This is a genomic window from Nocardioides sp. (assembly GCF_036274455.1).
GTDB lineage: Bacteria > Actinomycetota > Actinomycetes > Propionibacteriales > Nocardioidaceae > Nocardioides.
The window spans coordinates 1-18,402 of the sequence record NZ_DASUFR010000194.1 but is presented as its reverse complement, the minus strand read 5'-3'; the positions used below and the strand labels follow the sequence as shown (position 1 = coordinate 18,402).

The following is an 18,402-nucleotide window of genomic DNA, read 5'->3' as shown; positions in this document are numbered from 1 at the left end:
ATGATACGAACGTATGATACGATCGTATTACGATGTGGAAGCGGGAGGGGAGCTCGATGGCCGAGTCCGCGAGGGACCGTGTCCTGGACGCGCTTGTGTCCATCACCGCCGAGCGGGGCCTCGACCAGGTCAGCATCCGGGAGGTCGCCGCGGAGGCCGGGGTCTCGGTCGGCACCGTGCAGTACTACTGCCGCTCCAAGGACCAGATGCTCGAGACGGCGTTCCGGCACATCCTCACCCGGATCACCGACCGTGCCGCGGCCACCTCACGCTCCGGGTCGGTCGCCCAGGCGCTGCGCCGCGCCCTGCACGAGTTCCTGCCGCTCGACGACCTCCGCCGCCGGGAGTGCCGCGTCTACCTCGCCTTCGCCGCCCGCGCGGCCGTGACCCCCGGGCTCGCGGAGGTCCAGCACGAGCTCCTCGGGGAGATGCGGCGTCGGTGCGCCGAGGTGTTCGCGGCCGCCCAGGAGTCCGGTGAGGTGGTCACGGACTTCGACCCGAAGGACGCGGCCGCGGTGACCACCGCGCTCGTCGACGGCATGCTCCTGCACATGCTCACCGACCCCACCGGCCTCCGGGGGACGACGGCGGTCCGGCTGCTCGACGACCACCTCGGCCGCTACCTCGACCTGGGGGCGGGCCGCGCCACGCGGTGACCGCTCAGGCGGCCGCGGGGACGATGCGGATGTCCCGCTCGGCGGCGTCACCGAGGACCCGGAGCGCCTCCTGGTAGGCAGGGCCCTCGTAGGTCGCCACGGCCGCCTCGACGCTGGGGAACTCGATCAGGGTGGTCCGGCTCAGGCTCCCGCTCTCGAACGCCGCGGCCGGGAGCCCTCGGGCGAGGAACCGGCCGCCGCCGGCGAGCATCGCCGCGCCCGCGAGCTCGGCGTAGGCGGCCACGCGCTCCTCGTCGCCCACCGAGCGGAAGGTGTTGATCCAGTACGCCGTCATGGTGCTCCGTCCTGTTGCGTCCGGGTCCGGCAGCGGGCCGGCCCGGGCTGCTCGTGGTGGTCAACAACCGCGACACCAGGATCTTCCCCGACGTGACCTGCGCGACGTGTCCGTGCGTGCGGGCATCGCGCCGCCTACCCTCGTGGTCGTGCCAGCCGTTGACGCCCCGATCGGGATCTTCGACTCCGGGTTCGGCGGCCTGACCGTGGCCAGGTCGGTCATCGACCAGCTCCCGCACGAGTCGGTGCACTACCTCGGCGACACCGCGCGCCAGCCCTACGGCCCCAAGCCGATCGCCGAGGTCCGCGAGTACGCACTGGAGTGCCTCGACCACCTCTACGAGCAGGGCGTCAAGGCCCTGGTCATCGCCTGCAACTCCGCCAGCGCGGCGATGCTCCGCGACGCCCGGGAGCGGTACGACGTACCGGTCGTCGAGGTGATCCTGCCCGCCACCCGGCGCGCGGTCGCGGCCAGCCGCACCGGCCGGATCGGCGTGATCTGCACCCGTGCCACCAAGGAGTCCATGGCCTACGAGGACGCTTTCGCGGCGGCGCCCCACATCGAGCTGACCACCCAGGCCTGCCCCCGGTTCGTCGACTTCGTCGAGGCCGGCGTGACGGGGGGCGAGGAGCTGCTCGGGATCGCCCACGACTACCTCGACCCGCTCACCACCGCCGGCGTGGACACGCTCATCCTCGGCTGCACCCACTACCCCCTGCTGACCGGCGTGATCTCCTACGTGATGGGCGACGAGGTCACCCTGGTGAGCAGCGCCGAGGAGTGCGCCAAGGACCTCTACAAGGTGCTCACGAGCACCGGTCTGATGCGCGAGTCCGGCGTGCCGGCGTACACGTTCTCGACCACCGGCGCCCCCGACGAGTTCGAGACGATCGGCCGCCGCTTCCTGGGTGCGGAGATGATGGCGGCCAGCCAGTTCGCCGGCGGCCTGACGTGAGGCGGCGGTGAGGCTCACCGTCATCGGGTGCTCGGGCTCCTACCCGGGCCCCGACTCGCCGGCGTCGTGCTACCTGGTCGAGGCCGACCACGACGGCCGGACCTGGCGAGTGCTCGTGGACCTCGGCAACGGCGCGCTCGGCGCGCTGCAGCGGCACCTGGATCCGCTCGAGGTGGACGCCGTGCTGCTCAGCCATCTGCACGCCGACCACTGCCTCGACCTGTGCGGCTACTACGTGCTGCGCAAGTACCACCCGGACGGACCCCAGTCGCGGCTCCCGGTCTACGGACCGGCGGGCACGGCAGCGCGGATGGCCCGCGCCTACGACCTGCCCGAGGACCCGGGCATGAGCCTGGAGTTCGACTTCCGGACCTGGGCACCCGGCGAGCCGACCCGGATCGGCCCGTTCACCGTCCAGGCGATCCGGGTGGAGCACCCGGTCGAGGCCTACGGCCTGCGGATCTCGGCGGGCGGGTCGCTGCTCGCCTACACCGGCGACACCGCGCGGTGCCCGCAGCTCGAGACGGTCGCCCGCGGCGCCGACCTGCTGCTCGCGGAGGCGTCGTTCCGGGACGGGGACCCCAACCCGCCCGGGATCCACCTCACCGGCGGGGACTGCGGCCGGCTGGCCCGTGACGCGGGGGTCGAACGGCTCGTGGTCACGCACGTGCCGCCGTGGCACGACCCGAAGGAGATGCTGCTCGCCGCCCAGGCGGAGTGGGACGGCGACGCGGACCTCGCCCGCCAGGGAGCGGTCTTCGAGGTCTGATCTCAGGGGACCCCGCCGGGCGGGAGTTACGTCGGCTGGCCGACAAAACTCTCGGTGGGACGACGAAGCTTCGTCGTCCGGGGAAGAGGTTCGTCGGCTGACCGACGAAACTCCCCCCGGGCTCCGGGTTAGATCTAGACCAGACCGGCGTCGTGGACGCAGATCGCGATCTGCACCCGGTTGGTCACCTGCAGCTTGTCGAAGAGCCGGGAGACGTGCGCCTTCACCGTGGGCACCGACAGGTGCAGCTCGCGGGCGATCTCGGCGTTGGTGAGCCCGCGGCCGACCGCGAGCGCCACGTCCTGCTCGCGCCCGGTCAGGACGCCGAGCCGCGCGCGGGCCACGTCCTCGCGATCGTCCCCGGAGTCGTCGCGGATCCGATCGATCAAGGTGCGGGTCACCGACGGCGAGAGCATCGGGTCACCGTCCGCCACGGCGCGGATCGCCTCGAGGATCTGCGGCGGGGGAGTGTCCTTGAGCAGGAAGCCGTCCGCGCCCGCGGCGAGCGCGCCGAGCACGTGCTCGTCGGCGTCGAAGGTGGTCAGCACGATCACGTGCGGCGGGTCGGGACGCTGGTGGAGCGCCCTGGTGGCCTCGAGGCCGCTCATCCGCGGCATCCGGATGTCCATCAGCACCACGGTCGGGTGCAGCTCGTCGACCCTGCGGAGCGCCTCGCGGCCGTCGCTCGCCTCACCGACGACGGTCAGGTCCTGCTGGCCCCCGAGCATCAGCACCAGCGCCGAGCGGACCAGCGGGTCGTCGTCGACCACCAGCAGCCGGACCCGGTCCGGGTTCGCCGTGGTGGTCACGCCGCCCACGGGATCCAGCCGTGCAGGACGAAGTGGGCGCCGTTGCGGTAGGCCTGCAGCCGGCCGCCGCGCAGCTCGGCCCGCTCGGTCAGGCCGACCAGCCCGAGCCCGGCGCCGGGCGTGGCGCTGCCGAAGCCGAGCGGGTTCTTCATGACGACGTCGAGCCCGTCCTCGGGCGAGCCGCTCAGCTCCACGGTGAGCAGCGTGCCGGGGGCGTGCTTGCGGGCGTTGGTGATGCCCTCCTGCACGATGCGGTAGACGGTGCGGCCGACCACGTCGGGGACCTCGGTCGCCGCGCTGACGTGGTCGCGGAAGTCCACGTGCAGGCCGCCGAGGCGGGCCTCCTCGACGAGGTCGTCCAGGTCGGCGTACGTCGGCTGCGGTGTGAGCGCCGGCTCGCCGTCCGCGCTGCGCAGCACCCCGAGCACGCCGCGCAGGTCGGTCAGCGCCTCGTGCGCCTTCTCCCGGATCACCGCGGCGCTGCCGCGCACCTCGTCGGGGCTGAGGTCCTCGCGGAAGGCCAGCGCCCCGGCGTGCATCGACACCTGCGAGATGCGGTGCGCGAGGACGTCGTGCATCTCGCGGGCGATCCGGGCCCGCTCGTTGGCCCGCGCCTGGGCGATCCGCAGCTCCTGCTCGGCCTCGGCGCGCTCGGCGCGATGCCGGAGTGTCCAGAACAGCTCGCGGCGCGAGCCGACGTAGGCGCCCCAACCCACGATCGCGACGGTGACCATGACGTTCAAGGTCAGGTTGAGCCAGAACGGGTCCTGACCGGTCGGCTGGGTGACGGAGAAGAACTGAGCCGTCGCGAACCCGAGCGAGGCGATGTACGCCATCTCGCGCGGACGCCGGCGCGTCATCACCGAGGCCGAGACGAGCACCGCCGGCCCGCTGGCGGTGCCCGAGACGAGCGAGAGCAGGAGGATGACCGTGGCCACCTGGACCGGCCAGCGCCGCCGGTAGAACACCAGGACGAAGCTGACCAGGCCGAGGCTGAGGTCGAGCACGAGGAGCCAGTCGGCCTGGTCGCCGGCGATGGGAAGCCAGGCCACGGCGCTGATGGTGAGCATGGCGACCAGCCGCCAGGCGTGCCCCCACAGGCTCAACCGAGGCTGGTAGGCCTCGGGAGCCGGGCGGTCACAGTCCTCGGGCACCCTCCAAGGCTAGGCCGACCCGAGTGTGCGCACAGGCGTCGCGGGTAGCGACCCACCCCTACTTTCGTCTCGTTCCGAACATGACAAATTGCCGATGCGCGGCGGCGCTCCCGTCCGGCAGGGTTGACGACATGATCAAAGTCGAAGGTCTCACTCGGAAGTACGGCACCTTCACCGCCGTCGACGACATCAGCTTCGTCTGCCAACCCGGTCAGGTGACCGGGTTCCTGGGCCCCAACGGTGCCGGCAAGACGACGACGATGCGCATCCTGGTCGGTCTCACCGCGCCGTCCAGCGGCCGTGCCACCATTGGCGGGCACCTCTACTCCGAGATCCCCAACCCCGGACGCCACGTCGGCGTGCTCCTCGAGGCGGGCGCCCAGCACGGCGGGCGCACCGGCCGCGAGATCCTGACCCTCGGCGCAATGAGCATGGGCCTGCCCCGCTCCCGCGTCGACGAGATGCTCGAGCTGGTCTCCTTGAACAAGGACGAGGCCGACCGGCGCTTCCGCAACTACTCGCTCGGCATGAAGCAGCGGCTCGGCATCGCGCACGCCCTCCTCGGCGACCCGTCGGTGCTGATCCTCGACGAGCCCGCGAACGGGCTCGATCCGGCCGGCATCCGCTGGATGCGCGGGCTGCTCAAGTCGTACGCCGACCGGGGCGGCACCGTGCTCCTCTCCAGCCACCTGCTCAACGAGGTCGAGCTGATCGCCGACGAGCTGATCCTGATCGGCCGCGGCCGGATCGTCGCCCAGGGCGACAAGGCCTCGCTGCTCAGCAACACCGAGCACAAGTCCACCTTCGTCACCGCCGAGGACAACGACCAGCTCATCCATGCCCTGAAGGCGAAGGGGTACGACGTCTCCACCGCCGGAACCGGGCTGCGCGTTGAAGTGGCCCCCATCGAGGTCGGCCGCGCGGCCGCCGAGAACCGGATCGTCCTGTCCGACCTGCGGTCCGCCGACGGCGGCCTCGAGGAGCTGTTCCTGTCGCTCACCGAGGACGTGCAGCGCGACGAGGTCCCCGCCCAGGCCGCAACCACCGAAGGAGCTTCCGCATGACGACCACCGCCGTTCCCCTCCCCGACGTACCCTCTCTCGACGTCACCTCGACCCCGCGGCTTTCGTTCTCGCGGCTGACCGGAGTCGAGCTGCGCAAGACTTGGGACACCCGCGCCGGCTTCTGGCTGCTCCTGTCGATCGTCGGGGTGACGCTGCTGATCAACGTGATCTTCGTGCTCGCCGCACACGACGGTGAGCGCACGTTCCCCAACTTCATGGCGGCCAGCGGAGCGCCTCAGGGCATCCTGCTGCCGGTGCTGGGCATCCTGCTGGTGACCAGCGAGTGGGGGCAGCGCACCAACCTGACGACATTCACGCTCGAGCCGTCACGCGGCCGGGTGGTCGCGGCCAAAGTGACGGCGGCCGTCATGCTCGGTGTGGTCGCCGCCATCGTCGCGATGGGTTTCGCGGCGCTGGCGACGGTCGCGTTCGGTGACTCCGGCGCGTGGGACGGCGTCGGTCTCGACGCGGTCGGCAAGATCCTGCTCACCGAGGAGCTCGGCATCCTGCTCGGGCTCGCGTTCGGCCTGATCCTGCTCAACTCGGCTGCCGCCATCGTGCTCAACTACCTGCTGCCGATCGTGTTCTCGATCGTCGCGAGCGTCTGGCACTGGCTCAACCAGTACCAGGGGTGGGTCGACCTCAACTACGCCCAGACTCCGCTGCAGAACCTCGACGACCTCTCCAGCAAGGAGTGGTGGCAGCTGGCCACGTCGACGCTCATCTGGGTGGTCGCGCCGTTCATCGCCGGCTTGATCCGGGTGAGCAAGGCCGAGGTCAAGTAGCTCTGGATGTGCTGGCGGCGGCCGGGCCCCCCGTCGCCTAACCGAGTGCCGGCTCGGCACCCGGGCCGACGTGGACGCCGGCCAGGAAGGTGATCATGTCGTCGGTCGAGAACGCGGCGGTGGGGAACTGGACCGTCACCTCGCCGTCGGGCTCGCCGGGCCGGGTGCGCGCGGAGACGATGGCCGTGTCGCCACCGTCGTTGACCCAGAAGGTCCGCCCGTCTCGCTGCACCTTCTCCCCTGAGGGCGGGTTCTGGTCGTAGCCGATGACCAGCTTGCCCAAGAACGAGAGCGGCTGCTGGTCGGGGAAGCCGACGGGCGCGATGGTCACGACCTGGGGCCTGGCGCTCTGGACCTCCCAGCCGTCCGGCAGGGCCGGGAACGTGTACGGCCCTGCCGTGACGTCCGGGGGGGCCGGGGTCGCCGTGGGGACCGTCGGATCGCTCGCGGCGGTCCGGTCGGTGGCGAGGTCTCCCTGGCCCGAGAACCGCTCGATCCCGACACCGACCACGCCGGCCGCGGCGACTCCGGCCAGCCCGAGTGCGCGCCGGCGGCGCCTGGTGCGCGACAGCGCGCGCTGGGCCCGGGTCAGGTCGGCGTACGCGTCGAAGGGGGCGGTGGCCGGGCCGGCGGCCCGCTCCAGGAGAGCGTTGAGGTCGTTCATGCGAGCTCCTTGCTGGTCGACACGGTGATCTCTGGTTCGAGGACGGAGCGCAGCCGGTCGAGGGCCTTGGCGTTCTGGGACTTCACGGTGCCGGTCGTGCAGCCGAGCATCCGCGCGGTCTCGGCGATGTCGAGGTCGAGGAAGTGCCGGAGCACGACGACCGCTCGCTGCCGGGGCGCCAGCTGCGCGAGGGCCGCCAGCACCAGCTGGGGCAGGTCCCGGTCGTCGTCGTGCGTAGCCCGGTCGGTGACCACGTCCGTGGTCAGCTCGCGACGCTTGTACGCGCGGCGCTGCTCGTCGACGAACGCGTGGGTCAGGCTGGTCCGCGCGTAGCCGACCGGGTTGCCCGCGCGGCGTACTCGCGGCCAGTGCAGGTAGAGCCGGGTCAGCGTGGTCTGCACGAGGTCCTCGGCCCCGGCGTCGTCACCGGCCGTGAGCAGGCGCGCCATCCGCAGCAGCGCGGTGCGCTGGGCGGTGACGAACTCGACGAACTCGGTGTCGCGCTCGGTGGCTCGCATCCATCTCCTCTCACCCAGCCTGACGGGTGCGGGCACCCGCCCGGTTGCCTCCCATCTAGTGTCCTGCCTATGACGCGAGCTGACGGACGGGCCGACGACGAGCTCCGAGAGGTGCGGATCACCCGGCACTGGCTCGACCACGCCGCGGGCTCGGTGCTGGTGGAGTTCGGCAGGACCCGCGTGCTGTGCGCCGCCTCGGCGGCCGAGGGCGTGCCGCGCTGGCGCAAGGGGTCGGGGCTGGGCTGGGTGACGGCGGAGTACGCCATGCTCCCCGCCTCGACCAACACCCGCTCCGAGCGGGAGTCGGTCAAGGGCCGGATCGGTGGCCGGACCCACGAGATCAGCCGGCTGATCGGCCGCTCGCTGCGCGCGGTGATCGACTACAAGGCGCTCGGCGAGAACACCATCCAGCTCGACTGCGACGTCCTCCAGGCCGACGGCGGCACCCGCACCGCCTCGATCACCGGGGCGTACGTCGCCCTGGCCGACGCGGTCGCGCACCTGCGCGGAGAGGGGCTGCTGGCCGGCGAGCCGCTCACCGGGTCGGTCGCCGCGGTGTCGGTCGGCATCATCGACGGCACCCCGCGGCTCGACCTGCCCTACGAGGAGGACGTGCGCGCCGAGACCGACATGAACATCGTGATGACAGGCGCCGGGTCCTACGTGGAGGTCCAGGGCACCGCCGAGGGAGCGGCGTTCTCGCGCAAGGAGCTCGACGCGCTGCTCGCCCTCGGCGAGAAGGGTTGCGCGGACCTGACCAGGCTGCAGCAGCAGGCGCTGGCTTCGTGAGCCAGGTGCTGCTCGCCTCTCGCAACCCCAAGAAGCTCGCCGAGATGCAGCGGATCCTGCGCGAGCACCTGCCCTCGGTCGAGGTGCTGGGCCTGGACGACGTGCCGGCCTACGACGAGCCCGTGGAGGACAAGCCGACGTTCGAGGGCAACGCGCTGCTCAAGGCCAGGGCCGCTCTCGCCCACACCGAGCTGCCGTCGCTGGCCGACGACTCCGGCCTCTGCGTCGACGCGCTCAACGGCATGCCCGGCGTGCTCTCGGCACGCTGGTCGGGCACACCCAAGTCGGACGAGCGCAACAACGCATTGCTGCTGGCCCAGCTCGAGGACGTCCCCGACGAGCGCCGCGGTGCCCACTTCACCTGCGCGGTCGCCTTCTGCGCGCCCGGCCACGACGAGTTGGTCGTCGAGGGCCGGATGGACGGCCGGATCATCCGCGAGACCCGCGGGACCGGGGGGTTCGGCTACGACGTCGTGTTCGTGGCCGACGACCACCCCGGCCCCACGACCGCCGAGCTGTCGGTCGAGGACAAGGACGCCATCAGCCATCGCGGCCGGGCGCTGCGCGCGATCGCGCCGCAGGTGGCCGCGCTGCTGCGCTGACCCGGCCGCGGCCAGCCGCTGTGCCGGAGGCGGGATTCGAACCCGCACGCCCGAAGGCACACGGACCTAAACCGTGCGTGTCTGCCTGTTCCACCACTCCGGCGAGTGCCGCGACGAGGCTAGACGATCGCGAGACCGCCCGGCTCGCGACCGGTGACCAGGCGGAGCAGGACCGCGCCCTCACCGCGGCGGACGGCCACCTCGGCGGCAAGCAGCACCGCCTCGCGCAGGGCGGCGGCCGGGGGAGTCCAGCGAGCGGGGACGGCGGCGGCGATGTCGAGGCAGTGCACGACCAGCTCGAAGGTGCGGGTGGGCACGTAGTCGCGCAGCCGCATGCCGCCGGCGTACGTCGTGATCACCTGGTCGGGGTCGGCGTGCGACAGGTCCGCGGTGACCCGGTCGAGCAGCGCGCGTACGGCGCCCGCCGGGTCGTCGCCGAGCTTCTCGCCGGCCTCGACGCCGCGCGGCGTGACGGAGGCGTCGCCGGCGGCCGCGGCCAGGCTCGCGACGTAGTCCACCGCGCTCTCGAGGGCGACCGAATCCGCGGGTCTGCGGAGGTAGTCCGAGACCGTGACGAGCGACCGGGAGGTATGTCCGACCAGCGCGCGCAGGTCCCACTCGCCGAGACCCGGCCCGGAGAGCGATGGCGGGAGCCCGGCGACCAGGTCGGCGAACGAGCTGGCTGCCTCGAGGTAGGTCGCAGCCCACTCGGGCGCTGACTCAGGCGGCAAGCCCGAGGTCCTTGCGGAGCTTCGCGACGTGGCCCGTCGCCTTGACGTTGTACTGGGCGAGCTGGATGGCGCCCTCCTCGTCCACCACGAAGGTCGAGCGGATCACGCCCTCGATCTCCTTGCCGTAGAGCTTCTTCAGGCCGTAGGCGCCGTAGGCGTTCATGACCGTCCGGTCCGGGTCGGAAAGCAGGGTGATGGTCAACGAGTCGCGCTCGCGGAACCTCGCCAGCTTCTCCGGCTTGTCGGGGGAGATGCCGAGCACCTCGTAACCCGCGGCCTTCAGCGAGGCGAGGTTGTCGGTGAAGTCGCACGCCTCCTTGGTGCAGCCCGGCGTCATCGCCGCGGGGTAGAAGTAGACGATCACCTTCTTCCCGCGCAGGTCGGCGAGCCGGACCTGGTCGCCGGTGTCACTGGTCAGCGTGAAGTCGGGTGCGGGGTCACCCGGTGAGAGTCGGTTCGTCACGGGCTCCACGCTAGTGGGTGCCGTCGGAGGCAATGGAGGTACCGACTTCTCTCGGCAGAGCTGGCACGGTGGCCGAGGTGCGAGGCCGTTCACGGCCGAGCCTCGAAGCCTCCGCGGCGTGGGCACCGAGGCGAGTTCCAGCCACGGGTCGCGTGGCTTCGAGGCTCGTCGCTGGCGCTCCTCGCACCTCAGCCACCGCTCCACCACGGGCCGAGAATTGCGGAGGTGACCACGAGCGCGGCACCGCGGCGTCCGGCGCGGGCGGTGCGGTTGATAGCCTCCGGCTCGTGGCACGAGACAAGGGGGTGGACGGTCCCACCGAGCTCGCGCGCGAGATCGAGGAGACCCGCGAACGGCTCGCCGGCACCATCGACGAGCTGATCTACCGCTCCAGCCCACGCACCATCGTCAGCCGCCAGGCCGCGCAGGTGAAGGGGTACTTCGTCGACCCGCACACCGGCGAGCCGCGGACCGAGAACATCCTCAAGGTGGTCGGCGGCGTCGTGAGCGCCGTGGTGCTGTTCACCCTGATCCGGAGGGTCACCCGCTGACCCCCACCCGACCGCGAACCGCCCCGCTTCGCACCACCCTCCCGCGGGGAACCCGAAGGACATGAGCGAGAAGACCCCCATCCGCATGCTCCACGACCGGATCCTGGTCGAGGTGGACCAGGAGGCCGGGGAGCGGCGTTCGTCCGGCGGGATCGTGATCCCGGCGACCGCCGCGATGGGCGCACGCCGGCTGGCGTGGTCGGAGGTGGTCGCGGTCGGGCCGCACGCCCGCAGCGTGCAGGTCGGCGACAAGGTGCTCTTCGACCCCGAGGACAAGTCCGAGGTCGAGGTGCAGGGTGAGATCTACGTGCTGATGCGCGAGCGCGACATCCACGCCGTGGCCGCCGACCGGCTCGACGACGACGGCGGCGACTCGACCGGGCTCTACCTCTAGGGCTCACGGGGTCCGGCGCAGCCCGCACACGGCCGGCCCTTCGAGCACGGAGCCGTCCTCGTCGAACCGCGAGCCGTGCAGGGGGCAGTCCCAGCTCCGCTCGGCGTCGTTCCAGCGGACGATGCCGCCGAGGTGGGTGCAGACCCGCACGACACCGTCTGCTCGGAGCGACCGGCCGGCCAGGGCGCCGGCCCAGCCACGGGTCATCTCCCAGCCGACGCCGGCGTTGACCAGCGCCGCCCTGGCCAGCCCGGGCACCTCGTGGCGGCTCCACGTGCGGAACGCCTCGGCCCAGCCGAGGTGGCCACCGAGCAGCTGCGCGCTCAGCACCAGCGAGCCCGCGACGGCGTTGGTCAGCCCCCACTTGGAGTAGCCGCCCGAGACGAAGATGTCCGATCCTGGCAGCACCGGACCGGCGAACGGCAGCGCATGGTGCGGCACGTAGTCCTGCGCCGACCACGCGTGGGTCTCGACGGCGTCGGGCCAGAGCTCGTGGGTCCAGGTGCGCAGCTCCTCGACCCGGCGCCGGGTGTCCACGGCGGCACCCACCTTGTGGCCGTTCCCACCCACCAGCAGCATCGGGCCGTCGTCGCTCCCCGCATCCCGCAGGGAGCGTGAGGGCCGGTCGGCCGAGAGGTACATCGCGTCCACATAGCGCGTCGGGGTCCGGAAGGCGAGGCTGTAGGAGCGCGCCGGCTCCATCCGGGCGAAGAAGCCGCCCCGGTCGAGGATCGGCATGTTGGTGGCCAGCACGACCTTGGCGGCCTTCGTCTCGCCGGCGGTGGTCGTGACCCGCAACGGGTCCGAGTCGGAGACCTTGGTCACCCGCGCCTGCTCGACGAGATGTACGCCGTGCGCCGCGGCCTCGAGCGCCAGCGCGTCGAGCAGCTCGACAGGGTCGACCTGCAGCTGTCCGGCGAGCCGCACCCCGCCGCGAGTCCGGAACGGCAGCGGGAGGTCGGCGTCCCACTCGCACGGCAGGCCGGCGGACCGGCCGACCTCCAGCTCGTTGCGGACGCGCAGCTCGCCCTCCGCGGTGTTGGCGTAGGTCACCGCGTCCCGGGTCTGCGTCGGCACGGCGTGCTCCGCACAGAACCGGGCCAGCCAGGCCAGCCCTTCGAGCTGGGCCTGGACGTAGTGACCCACCACCGACGCGCGGTGCTTGCTGGCGATGCTCGACAGCTGCGTGCCTTGCAGGCAGCTGATCTTGGCCGTGCTGCGGCCGGTCGTGCCCGACCCGATGTGGCCGGCTTCGAGCACGACGACCGAGCGCCCGGCCCGGCCGAGCAGCAGCGCGGTGGTCAGCCCGGTCAGGCCGGCCCCGACCACCGCGACGTCGTAGCGGCCTCCGATGGCCGCAACGCTGGCCGGCGGGGTCCGGGGATGACGGTCCTGCCACAGGGAGGTCAGGGTCATGTCAGTCCTTCTGGTGTCGGCGGGCGCGGCTGCGGAGCTCTCGGCCCCGCAGGACGTCCGCCCGGTCCTTCCTCGCTCGCTTCTCGAGGTTCCTGTCGTCGCGCGACGGGAGCTGGATGGACTCCTCAGCGGCGATGCCCGACTGCAGCTCGCGCCCGCGCTCGAGCTCGGCGTCCAGCTCGGCGCCGAAGAGCAGCGCCAGGTTGGTGATCCACAGCCACAGCAGGAAGACGATGACGCCGGCCAGGGAGCCGTAGGTCCTGTCGTAGGACGAGAAGTTCGCGATGTAGAAGCCGAACGCCGCTGAGGCGACGGCCCACGTGACGATCGCCAGCACCGCCCCCACGCTGACCCAGCGGAACCTGGGCTGACGCACGTTCGGGGTCCAGTAGTAGAGGAGGGCGACGATGAGCACGACGACCGCCAGGATGATCGGCCACTTGACCACCGAGAACACGGTCTGGACGGTGGACCCGACGCCGATCGCATCGCCTATCGCCGAGGTGACGGGGCCGCTGACCACCAGCCCGGCGAGGGCGATCGCCACCAGCACGACCAGGAACGCGGTGAGCACGAGCATGGCCGGGCGAAGCTTCCAGACCGGCCTTCCCTCACCTCTCTCGTAGATGCGGTTCAGCGCGCGGCCGAAGGCGCCGACGTAGCCGCTGGCCGACCACAGTGCGCCGAGCAGCCCGAGCAGCAGGGCCCAGCCGGCGGACTGGGAGCCGGCCAGCTCCCGCAGGGTGGGCCCGACGCTGTCCACGACGCCCGAGGCGCCGAGGTCACGCAGGATGCCGAGCACCTGGTCGACGGCCTCGGTGCCCTGTCCGACGAGCCCCAGCAGCGAGGTGAGTGCGATGGCGGCCGGGAAGAGGGCGAGCACCGAGTAGTAGGTGAGCGCTGCGGCGAGGTCGGTGCACTCATCGGCCGAGAACTCGCGGACGGTCCGGCGCAGGACGTAACGCCACGAGGGCTTGTCCAGGTCGGTCGGGCTGTCGATCTCGTCCGAGGCCGACGCGGGCCGGGACTTCGTCAGGGGCATGAACTCCCGGTGACCCACCGCCCGGGACGACACACCCGTCCGCGGACGATCGACCGGAGTTGGTCGTTGCAGTCTCAGCGCAGGGCGCCGTAGGCCCGAGTCGGTCGCAGCTGGACGACCAGCCGCCGCTCCCGCACCATCGCGGCCCGGTAGTCGTCCCAGTCGTCGTGCTCGCCGCTGATCGCCCGGTAGTAGTCGACCAGCTGGTCGACCGTCTCGTCGGCAGGGTCCGCCGCCACCGGCGAGAGGGTCACCTCGCCCTCGAGCACCGCCCAGGACCAGAAGCTCGACCCGTCGACGTGCAACGCCGCCCACGGCTCGCGGCGCAGGTTGGCGTACTTGGCGCGGTCCGCCGTGGTCGACACCCGGATGACTCCGTCGTCGCCGACGTAGTGCAGCACGTTCGAGAGCTGCGGCCGGCCGTCCTTGCGCATCGTGACGAGGATCGACTGGTGCGTCGCGCGGGCGGCTTCGAGGGCAGTCTCGATGTCCATGTCCGGTGCAGCGCACCGGGACCGGTGGTTGTTCCTCGGCGGGAGGGGGTCCGCCGGCGGTCAGGCGCTGGCCAGCAGGACCACCGCCGAGACCAGGACGGCGGCGAGCAGCACGATCGCCGCGACGCTGGGCCCCAGGCTCGAGCTGACGCCGCCGATGTCCCCGCTCCGAATCGCCTCGCTGACCCGCCGGTAGCGCAGTGTCCCGTAGACGACGCCGACCGCGCCGGTGAGGATCAGTACGCCGCCGGCCACCAGGCTGGCCGCGGTGACCTCCCCGCCGTCGGCGAAGCGGGCGACCGCCAGCCCGACCACGATCACGTTGGCACTGGTGCGGAGCCACGCGAGCTGGGTGCGCTCGTTGGCCAGGTGGTCGCGGACCGCGCTCGACTCGGCCATCAGCACCTCCAGTTCAACCTAGGTATTGCCTAGGTGATGTGGTTCCATTCAGTCCATGATCTCTCGTCGCCCGGGCGTCCTCGGCGTCGCGGTGCTCCTGCTCGCCGGTCTGGTCTCGGGCTGCGGGGACGACTCCGACGACGGCGGCGGCGACACGACCCTCACCGTCTTCGCAGCGGCGTCGCTGACCAAGACCTTCACCGAGATCGGCCAGGAGTTCGAGTCGGACCACGACGGGGTCGAGGTCGAGTTCAGCTTCGGCGGCTCCTCCGACCTGGTGGCGCAGATCCAGCAGGGGGCCCCGGCGGACGTGTTCGCCTCGGCGGACCAGGCGAACATGGAGAAGCTGACCGCTGACGACCTGCAGGCCGGCGACCCGGTGGACTTCGCCTCGAACACCCTCGAGATCGCCACCCCGCCGGGCAACCCAGCCGGGGTCACGTCGTTCGCCGACCTCGGGAAGGACGGCGTGAACGTCGTGGTCTGCGCGCCGGAGGTGCCCTGCGGAGCGGCGGCGGTCAAGGCCGAGGCGGCCACCGGCGTCACGATCAACCCGGTGAGCGAGGAGCAGTCGGTCACCGACGTCCTGGCCAAGGTGTCCTCGGGCGAGGCCGACGCCGGGCTGGTCTATGTCACCGACGTCACGGGCGCGGGCGACTCGGTCGAGGGCGTGACCTTCCCCGAGTCCAGCGACATCGTGAACACCTACCCGATCGTGGCGCTCGACGACTCCGAGAACGCCGACCTCGCCCAGGAGTTCATCGACCTGGTGACCGGTGACACCGGGCAGTCCATCCTCGACGCGGCCGGCTTCGCCAAGCCATGACCCGGGCCATGACCCGAGCCGTGACCCGAGCCATGACCCGAGCCGTGACCCGAGCCGTGACCCGAGCCGTGACCGGGGCCGGCCGGTGACCGCGCCGCGCCCCGTCGATCTGCCGCGCTGGGTGTATGTCCCTGCGCTGGCCGGCGCGACGTTCGTGCTGCTCCCGCTCGTCGCGATCCTGGCCAAGGTCGACTGGGCGAACTTCGGCGCGCTGATCACCTCAGAGGACTCCCGGACGGCGTTCTGGCTGAGCCTGAAGACCTCGACGGCCAGCACCGTGCTGTGCCTGGTCTTCGGCGTCCCGCTGGCGCTGGTGCTGGCCCGCCGGGAGTTCCCCGGACTCTCCGTGCTGCGATCGCTGGTGCTGCTGCCGCTCGTGCTGCCGCCGGTGGTGGGCGGGCTGGCGCTGCTCTACACCTTCGGCCGCCGGGGCCTCCTCGGCGGCGCCATGGAGGTGCTCGGGGTCCAGGTGGCGTTCTCGACGATCGCAGTGGTGATGGCGCAGACGTTCGTCGCGATGCCGTTCCTCGTCGTGTCTCTGGAGGGCGCGCTGCGCACCGCCGGCCAGCGCTACGAGGTGGTCGCCGCCTCGCTCGGTGCCGGCCCGACCACGGTGTTCCGGCGGATCACGATCCCGCTCGTCCTGCCCGGGCTGGTGTCGGGGACGGTCCTGTCGTTCGCGCGGGCGCTGGGTGAGTTCGGGGCCACCATCACCTTCGCGGGCAGCCTGCAGGGCCGGACCCGCACCCTGCCGCTCGAGATCTACCTGCAGCGCGAGACCGACCCGGACGCCGCGGTCGCTCTCTCGCTCGTGCTGGTCGTCGTCGCAGTGCTGGTCATCGGCTTCGCACGGCAGGGACGAGGTGCGCTGTGACCCTCGAGCTGGCCTGCGACGTGGCGGAGCGGGACGTCGGCGTGGCCTTCGAGGTCGCCACGGGGGAGACCCTGGCCGTCCTGGGTCCCAACGGGTCGGGGAAGTCGACCGTGCTCGGCGTCGCCGCCGGCCTGGTCGCACCCGACACCGGGCGGGTCGTGCTGGAGGGGCGCGTGCTCACCGACGTCGGCCCCGGCCGGCCCGGGCTGCTGGTGCCGCCGCACGACCGGCGTACCGCGCTGCTCGGGCAGGACCCGCTCCTCTTCCCGCACCTCGACGCACTCGAGAACGTCGCCTTCGGGCCACGCAGTGCCGGCGCCGGTCGCTCTGCCGCGCGCCGGTCGGCGCAGCGCTGGCTCGACGAGGTCGGCGTCGGGGAGCTGGCGCACCGTCGGCCCGCGCAGCTGTCGGGCGGGCAGGCCCAGCGGGTCGCGGTGGCGCGGGCCCTGGCCGCGGCGCCTGCGCTGCTGCTGCTCGACGAGCCGATGTCGGCGCTCGACGTCGCCGTCCTGCCGGCGCTGCGGCAGACGCTGCGCCGGGTGCTGGCCGGCCGCAGCGCCGTCCTGGTCACGCACGACCCGCTCGACGCGCTGCTGCTCGCCGACCGCGTGGTGGTGCTCTCCGAGGGCCGGGTGGTCGAGCAGGGCGTCGCCACCGAGGTCCTGTCCCGGCCGCGCAGCCCCTTCGCGGCGCGACTCGCCGGGCTGAACCTCGTCTCCGGCACCTGGCGGGACGGTTGCGTCGAGGCGCCCGACGGGCTGCGGGTGCACGGTCAGGTCGAAGGTGGGCCGCTTGCGCAGGGCGAGGCCGCGATCGCGACCTTCCGGCCGGCCGCCGTCGCGGTCTACCGGGACCCCGTCGAGGGCAGCCCGCGCAACGAGCTGACCGTGACGGTGAGCGAGCTCGAGCCGCTGGCGGACCTGGTCCGGGTGCACGCCGGGCCGCTGCACGCCGACGTCACGGTCCAGGCCGCGGCCGAGCTGGAGCTGGCGGCGGGCCAGGTCGTGCGGTTCGTGGTCAAGGCGACCGAGGTCTCGGTCTATTCGCGCTCGTAGACTTCGCGGGTGGCGGAGTACCTGCGCATCGGCGAGGTGGCCCAGGCGGTCGGCGTCAGCGTCGACACCCTGCGGCGGTGGGAGACCGAGGGGAAGGTCACCTTCCAGCGGCAGGGCAACCAGCGGGTGCTGCCGGCGGCCGAGCTGGCTCCGCTGATCGCCTCCCTGGCCGGCTCGTCGTCGACGTCGAGCGCGCGCAACCGGCTCACCGGCATCGTGGTCGGGGTCAAGCGGGACGAGGTGATGGCCCAGGTCGAGCTCGCCTGCGGGGACTACCGGATCGTGTCGCTGATGAGCCGGGACGCCGCCGACGAGCTCGGCCTCGAGGTGGGCAAGCCCGCCACCGCGGTGGTCAAGGCGACCAACGTGATCGTCGAGGTCAACCAGGCGTAGCCAGGCTTGGCGGTCAAGCCACCACGAGGTAGCGCTCGTCTGTGGTCGGGCCACCCCAGTAGGCCTCCTCGCGCAGCGGGGTGGTCGTCGGCTCGCGGCCCGCTGCACGCAGCAGGGCCTCGGTCTCGGAGGCCCGGAGGCCGGCACCGGTGTGCCAGGCGCCCTCGACCAGCACCAGCCGTCCGTCCTCCCGGAGCAGGCCGATCCACCTGTCGAGGGCGGCCGCGGGGTCGTCGAGGGCCCAGAGCACGTGCCGGCAGAGCACGACGTCGTACGCCGCCCGGTCGAGCGGCGGCTCGCCGGCGTCACCCACCGCGAACGTGATGCCGGATCGGCCGCCTGCCTTGGCCCGTGCGGCATCGACCATCGCCGGCGAGAAGTCGACCCCGTCGACGGCGTACCCCTCGTCCGCGAGGAGGACGCACAGCGTGCCGGTGCCACAGCCCAGGTCGGCGATGCGCGCGGGCGGCTCGGGGAGGTGGTCGCGCAGCAGCCGGCGCCAGGCCTCGCGGGTCGCGGGGTCGCGCAGCCCGTGGTCGGGCTCGTCGTCGAAGCTCGCCGCCTCGGCGTCCCAGAACTCGCTCACGGGCGTGGACCCTAATCGCCTGCATCCGTGTCTTGCCTGTGTGGGGGCGCGACCCTTTCGCGGCCCACGAGTCGTGGCGGCGGTGACCTGTCAACCAGTCGCAACGGTCCAGGCGTTC

25 protein-coding genes and 1 tRNA gene are annotated in these 18,402 nt (G+C 72.2%); 13 read left to right on the top strand and 13 right to left on the bottom strand.

The window, feature by feature from the left end:
* The first annotated feature begins 56 nt into the window (after positions 1-56).
* On the top strand, positions 57-656 hold the full coding sequence (locus tag VFV89_RS19365) for a TetR/AcrR family transcriptional regulator (protein WP_329707609.1): 600 nt from the start codon (positions 57-59) through the stop codon (positions 654-656).
* Positions 657-660: 4 nt separating this feature from the next.
* On the opposite strand, the gene VFV89_RS19360 is transcribed toward VFV89_RS19365, so the two are convergent.
* Positions 661-951, bottom strand: a complete 291-nt coding sequence (locus VFV89_RS19360; RefSeq protein ID WP_329707608.1) for a DUF1330 domain-containing protein — start codon at positions 949-951, stop codon at positions 661-663.
* A gap of 148 nt (positions 952-1,099) precedes the next feature.
* Here VFV89_RS19360 and murI point away from each other — a divergent pair, with 148 nt between their 5' ends.
* Positions 1,100-1,906 (top strand): glutamate racemase, encoded by an 807-nt coding sequence (gene murI / locus VFV89_RS19355; RefSeq protein WP_329707607.1) that lies wholly within the window; start codon positions 1,100-1,102, stop codon positions 1,904-1,906.
* A gap of 7 nt (positions 1,907-1,913) precedes the next feature.
* On the top strand, positions 1,914-2,675 hold the full coding sequence (locus VFV89_RS19350) for an MBL fold metallo-hydrolase (protein WP_329707606.1): 762 nt from the start codon (positions 1,914-1,916) through the stop codon (positions 2,673-2,675).
* Positions 2,676-2,809: 134 nt separating this feature from the next.
* Here the strand turns inward: VFV89_RS19350 and VFV89_RS19345 are convergent, their stop codons facing one another.
* The gene (locus VFV89_RS19345; RefSeq protein ID WP_329707605.1) at positions 2,810-3,484 is read right to left on the bottom strand and encodes a response regulator transcription factor; all 675 of its coding nucleotides are present in this window, start codon (positions 3,482-3,484) and stop codon (positions 2,810-2,812) included.
* Positions 3,481-4,638, bottom strand: a complete 1,158-nt coding sequence (locus VFV89_RS19340) for a sensor histidine kinase (RefSeq protein ID WP_329707604.1) — start codon at positions 4,636-4,638, stop codon at positions 3,481-3,483. The genes VFV89_RS19345 and VFV89_RS19340 overlap by 4 nt, the downstream gene beginning before the upstream one ends.
* Positions 4,639-4,769: 131 nt before the next feature.
* Here VFV89_RS19340 and VFV89_RS19335 point away from each other — a divergent pair, with 131 nt between their 5' ends.
* Together VFV89_RS19335 and VFV89_RS19330 are read left to right on the top strand one after the other, a co-directional pair.
* Complete coding sequence (locus tag VFV89_RS19335) at positions 4,770-5,702, top strand: ABC transporter ATP-binding protein (protein WP_329707603.1); 933 nt, start codon at positions 4,770-4,772, stop codon at positions 5,700-5,702.
* Positions 5,699-6,487 (top strand): ABC transporter permease, encoded by a 789-nt coding sequence (locus tag VFV89_RS19330; protein WP_329707602.1) that lies wholly within the window; start codon positions 5,699-5,701, stop codon positions 6,485-6,487. Before VFV89_RS19335 ends, VFV89_RS19330 begins: the two co-directional genes overlap by 4 nt.
* A gap of 37 nt (positions 6,488-6,524) precedes the next feature.
* Here the strand turns inward: VFV89_RS19330 and VFV89_RS19325 are convergent, their stop codons facing one another.
* A complete protein-coding gene (locus VFV89_RS19325) occupies positions 6,525-7,151 on the bottom strand; it encodes a hypothetical protein (protein ID WP_329707601.1) in 627 nt (208 codons plus the stop codon).
* Positions 7,148-7,669: a SigE family RNA polymerase sigma factor gene (locus VFV89_RS19320; protein ID WP_329707600.1), complete on the bottom strand. Its 522-nt coding sequence runs from the start codon at positions 7,667-7,669 to the stop codon at positions 7,148-7,150. Before VFV89_RS19320 ends, VFV89_RS19325 begins: the two co-directional genes overlap by 4 nt.
* Positions 7,670-7,738: 69 nt before the next feature.
* On the opposite strand from VFV89_RS19320, the gene rph reads away from it, so the two are divergent.
* Both rph and rdgB read left to right on the top strand, forming a co-directional pair.
* Positions 7,739-8,458, top strand: coding sequence for a ribonuclease PH (rph, locus tag VFV89_RS19315; RefSeq protein ID WP_329707599.1), 720 nt, complete (start codon positions 7,739-7,741; stop codon positions 8,456-8,458).
* Complete coding sequence (rdgB, locus tag VFV89_RS19310) at positions 8,455-9,060, top strand: RdgB/HAM1 family non-canonical purine NTP pyrophosphatase (RefSeq protein WP_329707598.1); 606 nt, start codon at positions 8,455-8,457, stop codon at positions 9,058-9,060. The genes rph and rdgB overlap by 4 nt, the downstream gene beginning before the upstream one ends.
* 21 nt (positions 9,061-9,081) lie before the next feature.
* Here the strand turns inward: rdgB and VFV89_RS19305 are convergent.
* From VFV89_RS19305 to bcp, 3 genes are all read right to left on the bottom strand, one after another.
* Positions 9,082-9,163, bottom strand: a tRNA-Leu gene (locus VFV89_RS19305).
* Positions 9,164-9,179: 16 nt separating this feature from the next.
* Positions 9,180-9,791 (bottom strand): maleylpyruvate isomerase N-terminal domain-containing protein, encoded by a 612-nt coding sequence (locus tag VFV89_RS19300; RefSeq protein ID WP_329707597.1) that lies wholly within the window; start codon positions 9,789-9,791, stop codon positions 9,180-9,182.
* Entirely contained in the window at positions 9,781-10,254 is a 474-nt protein-coding gene (gene bcp, locus VFV89_RS19295; RefSeq protein ID WP_329707596.1) for a thioredoxin-dependent thiol peroxidase, read from the bottom strand. Before bcp ends, VFV89_RS19300 begins: the two co-directional genes overlap by 11 nt.
* Positions 10,255-10,541: 287 nt before the next feature.
* Here bcp and VFV89_RS19290 point away from each other — a divergent pair, with 287 nt between their 5' ends.
* Positions 10,542-10,805 (top strand): DUF3618 domain-containing protein, encoded by a 264-nt coding sequence (locus VFV89_RS19290; RefSeq protein ID WP_329707595.1) that lies wholly within the window; start codon positions 10,542-10,544, stop codon positions 10,803-10,805.
* Positions 10,806-10,866: 61 nt separating this feature from the next.
* Positions 10,867-11,199 carry a co-chaperone GroES gene (locus tag VFV89_RS19285; protein WP_329707594.1) on the top strand — a complete coding sequence of 111 codons (333 nt, stop codon included), beginning with the start codon at positions 10,867-10,869 and terminating at the stop codon, positions 11,197-11,199.
* Positions 11,200-11,202: 3 nt separating this feature from the next.
* Here the strand turns inward: VFV89_RS19285 and VFV89_RS19280 are convergent, their stop codons facing one another.
* From VFV89_RS19280 to VFV89_RS19265, 4 genes are all read right to left on the bottom strand, one after another.
* Positions 11,203-12,615, bottom strand: coding sequence for an FAD-dependent oxidoreductase (locus VFV89_RS19280; RefSeq protein ID WP_329707593.1), 1,413 nt, complete (start codon positions 12,613-12,615; stop codon positions 11,203-11,205).
* A gap of 1 nt (position 12,616) precedes the next feature.
* The gene (locus VFV89_RS19275; RefSeq protein ID WP_329707592.1) at positions 12,617-13,657 is read right to left on the bottom strand and encodes a YihY/virulence factor BrkB family protein; all 1,041 of its coding nucleotides are present in this window, start codon (positions 13,655-13,657) and stop codon (positions 12,617-12,619) included.
* A 74-nt stretch (positions 13,658-13,731) separates the two neighbouring features.
* The gene (locus VFV89_RS19270) at positions 13,732-14,151 is read right to left on the bottom strand and encodes a PPOX class F420-dependent oxidoreductase (RefSeq protein WP_329707591.1); all 420 of its coding nucleotides are present in this window, start codon (positions 14,149-14,151) and stop codon (positions 13,732-13,734) included.
* A gap of 60 nt (positions 14,152-14,211) precedes the next feature.
* The gene (locus VFV89_RS19265) at positions 14,212-14,550 is read right to left on the bottom strand and encodes a DUF202 domain-containing protein (RefSeq protein WP_329707590.1); all 339 of its coding nucleotides are present in this window, start codon (positions 14,548-14,550) and stop codon (positions 14,212-14,214) included.
* A gap of 55 nt (positions 14,551-14,605) precedes the next feature.
* On the opposite strand from VFV89_RS19265, the gene modA reads away from it, so the two are divergent.
* The 4 genes from modA to VFV89_RS19245 all read left to right on the top strand — a co-directional run bounded on the left by modA (position 14,606) and on the right by VFV89_RS19245 (position 17,698).
* On the top strand, positions 14,606-15,376 hold the full coding sequence (gene modA / locus VFV89_RS19260) for a molybdate ABC transporter substrate-binding protein (protein ID WP_329707589.1): 771 nt from the start codon (positions 14,606-14,608) through the stop codon (positions 15,374-15,376).
* An 85-nt stretch (positions 15,377-15,461) separates the two neighbouring features.
* Positions 15,462-16,250, top strand: coding sequence for an ABC transporter permease (locus VFV89_RS19255; RefSeq protein ID WP_329707588.1), 789 nt, complete (start codon positions 15,462-15,464; stop codon positions 16,248-16,250).
* Positions 16,247-17,305 carry a sulfate/molybdate ABC transporter ATP-binding protein gene (locus VFV89_RS19250; protein WP_329707587.1) on the top strand — a complete coding sequence of 353 codons (1,059 nt, stop codon included), beginning with the start codon at positions 16,247-16,249 and terminating at the stop codon, positions 17,303-17,305. Before VFV89_RS19255 ends, VFV89_RS19250 begins: the two co-directional genes overlap by 4 nt.
* A gap of 9 nt (positions 17,306-17,314) precedes the next feature.
* Positions 17,315-17,698, top strand: a complete 384-nt coding sequence (locus VFV89_RS19245) for a TOBE domain-containing protein (protein WP_329707586.1) — start codon at positions 17,315-17,317, stop codon at positions 17,696-17,698.
* A gap of 13 nt (positions 17,699-17,711) precedes the next feature.
* Here VFV89_RS19245 and VFV89_RS19240 read toward each other — a convergent pair whose 3' ends face one another.
* Positions 17,712-18,284, bottom strand: coding sequence for a class I SAM-dependent methyltransferase (locus VFV89_RS19240; protein WP_329707585.1), 573 nt, complete (start codon positions 18,282-18,284; stop codon positions 17,712-17,714).
* Between the last annotated feature and the right edge of the window lie 118 nt (positions 18,285-18,402).

Coding starts and splice junctions, on each gene's coding strand:
- VFV89_RS19365 (WP_329707609.1), top strand. CDS start 57: ATGGCCGAGTCCGCGAGGGACCGTGTCCTGGACGCGCTTGTGTCCATC.
- VFV89_RS19360 (WP_329707608.1), bottom strand. CDS start 951: ATGACGGCGTACTGGATCAACACCTTCCGCTCGGTGGGCGACGAGGAG.
- VFV89_RS19335 (WP_329707603.1), top strand. CDS start 4,770: ATGATCAAAGTCGAAGGTCTCACTCGGAAGTACGGCACCTTCACCGCC.
- VFV89_RS19330 (WP_329707602.1), top strand. CDS start 5,699: ATGACGACCACCGCCGTTCCCCTCCCCGACGTACCCTCTCTCGACGTC.
- VFV89_RS19325 (WP_329707601.1), bottom strand. CDS start 7,151: ATGAACGACCTCAACGCTCTCCTGGAGCGGGCCGCCGGCCCGGCCACC.
- VFV89_RS19320 (WP_329707600.1), bottom strand. CDS start 7,669: ATGCGAGCCACCGAGCGCGACACCGAGTTCGTCGAGTTCGTCACCGCC.
- rph (WP_329707599.1), top strand. CDS start 7,739: ATGACGCGAGCTGACGGACGGGCCGACGACGAGCTCCGAGAGGTGCGG.
- VFV89_RS19285 (WP_329707594.1), top strand. CDS start 10,867: ATGAGCGAGAAGACCCCCATCCGCATGCTCCACGACCGGATCCTGGTC.
- VFV89_RS19280 (WP_329707593.1), bottom strand. CDS start 12,615: ATGACCCTGACCTCCCTGTGGCAGGACCGTCATCCCCGGACCCCGCCG.
- VFV89_RS19275 (WP_329707592.1), bottom strand. CDS start 13,657: ATGCCCCTGACGAAGTCCCGGCCCGCGTCGGCCTCGGACGAGATCGAC.
- VFV89_RS19270 (WP_329707591.1), bottom strand. CDS start 14,151: ATGGACATCGAGACTGCCCTCGAAGCCGCCCGCGCGACGCACCAGTCG.
- VFV89_RS19265 (WP_329707590.1), bottom strand. CDS start 14,550: ATGGCCGAGTCGAGCGCGGTCCGCGACCACCTGGCCAACGAGCGCACC.
- modA (WP_329707589.1), top strand. CDS start 14,606: ATGATCTCTCGTCGCCCGGGCGTCCTCGGCGTCGCGGTGCTCCTGCTC.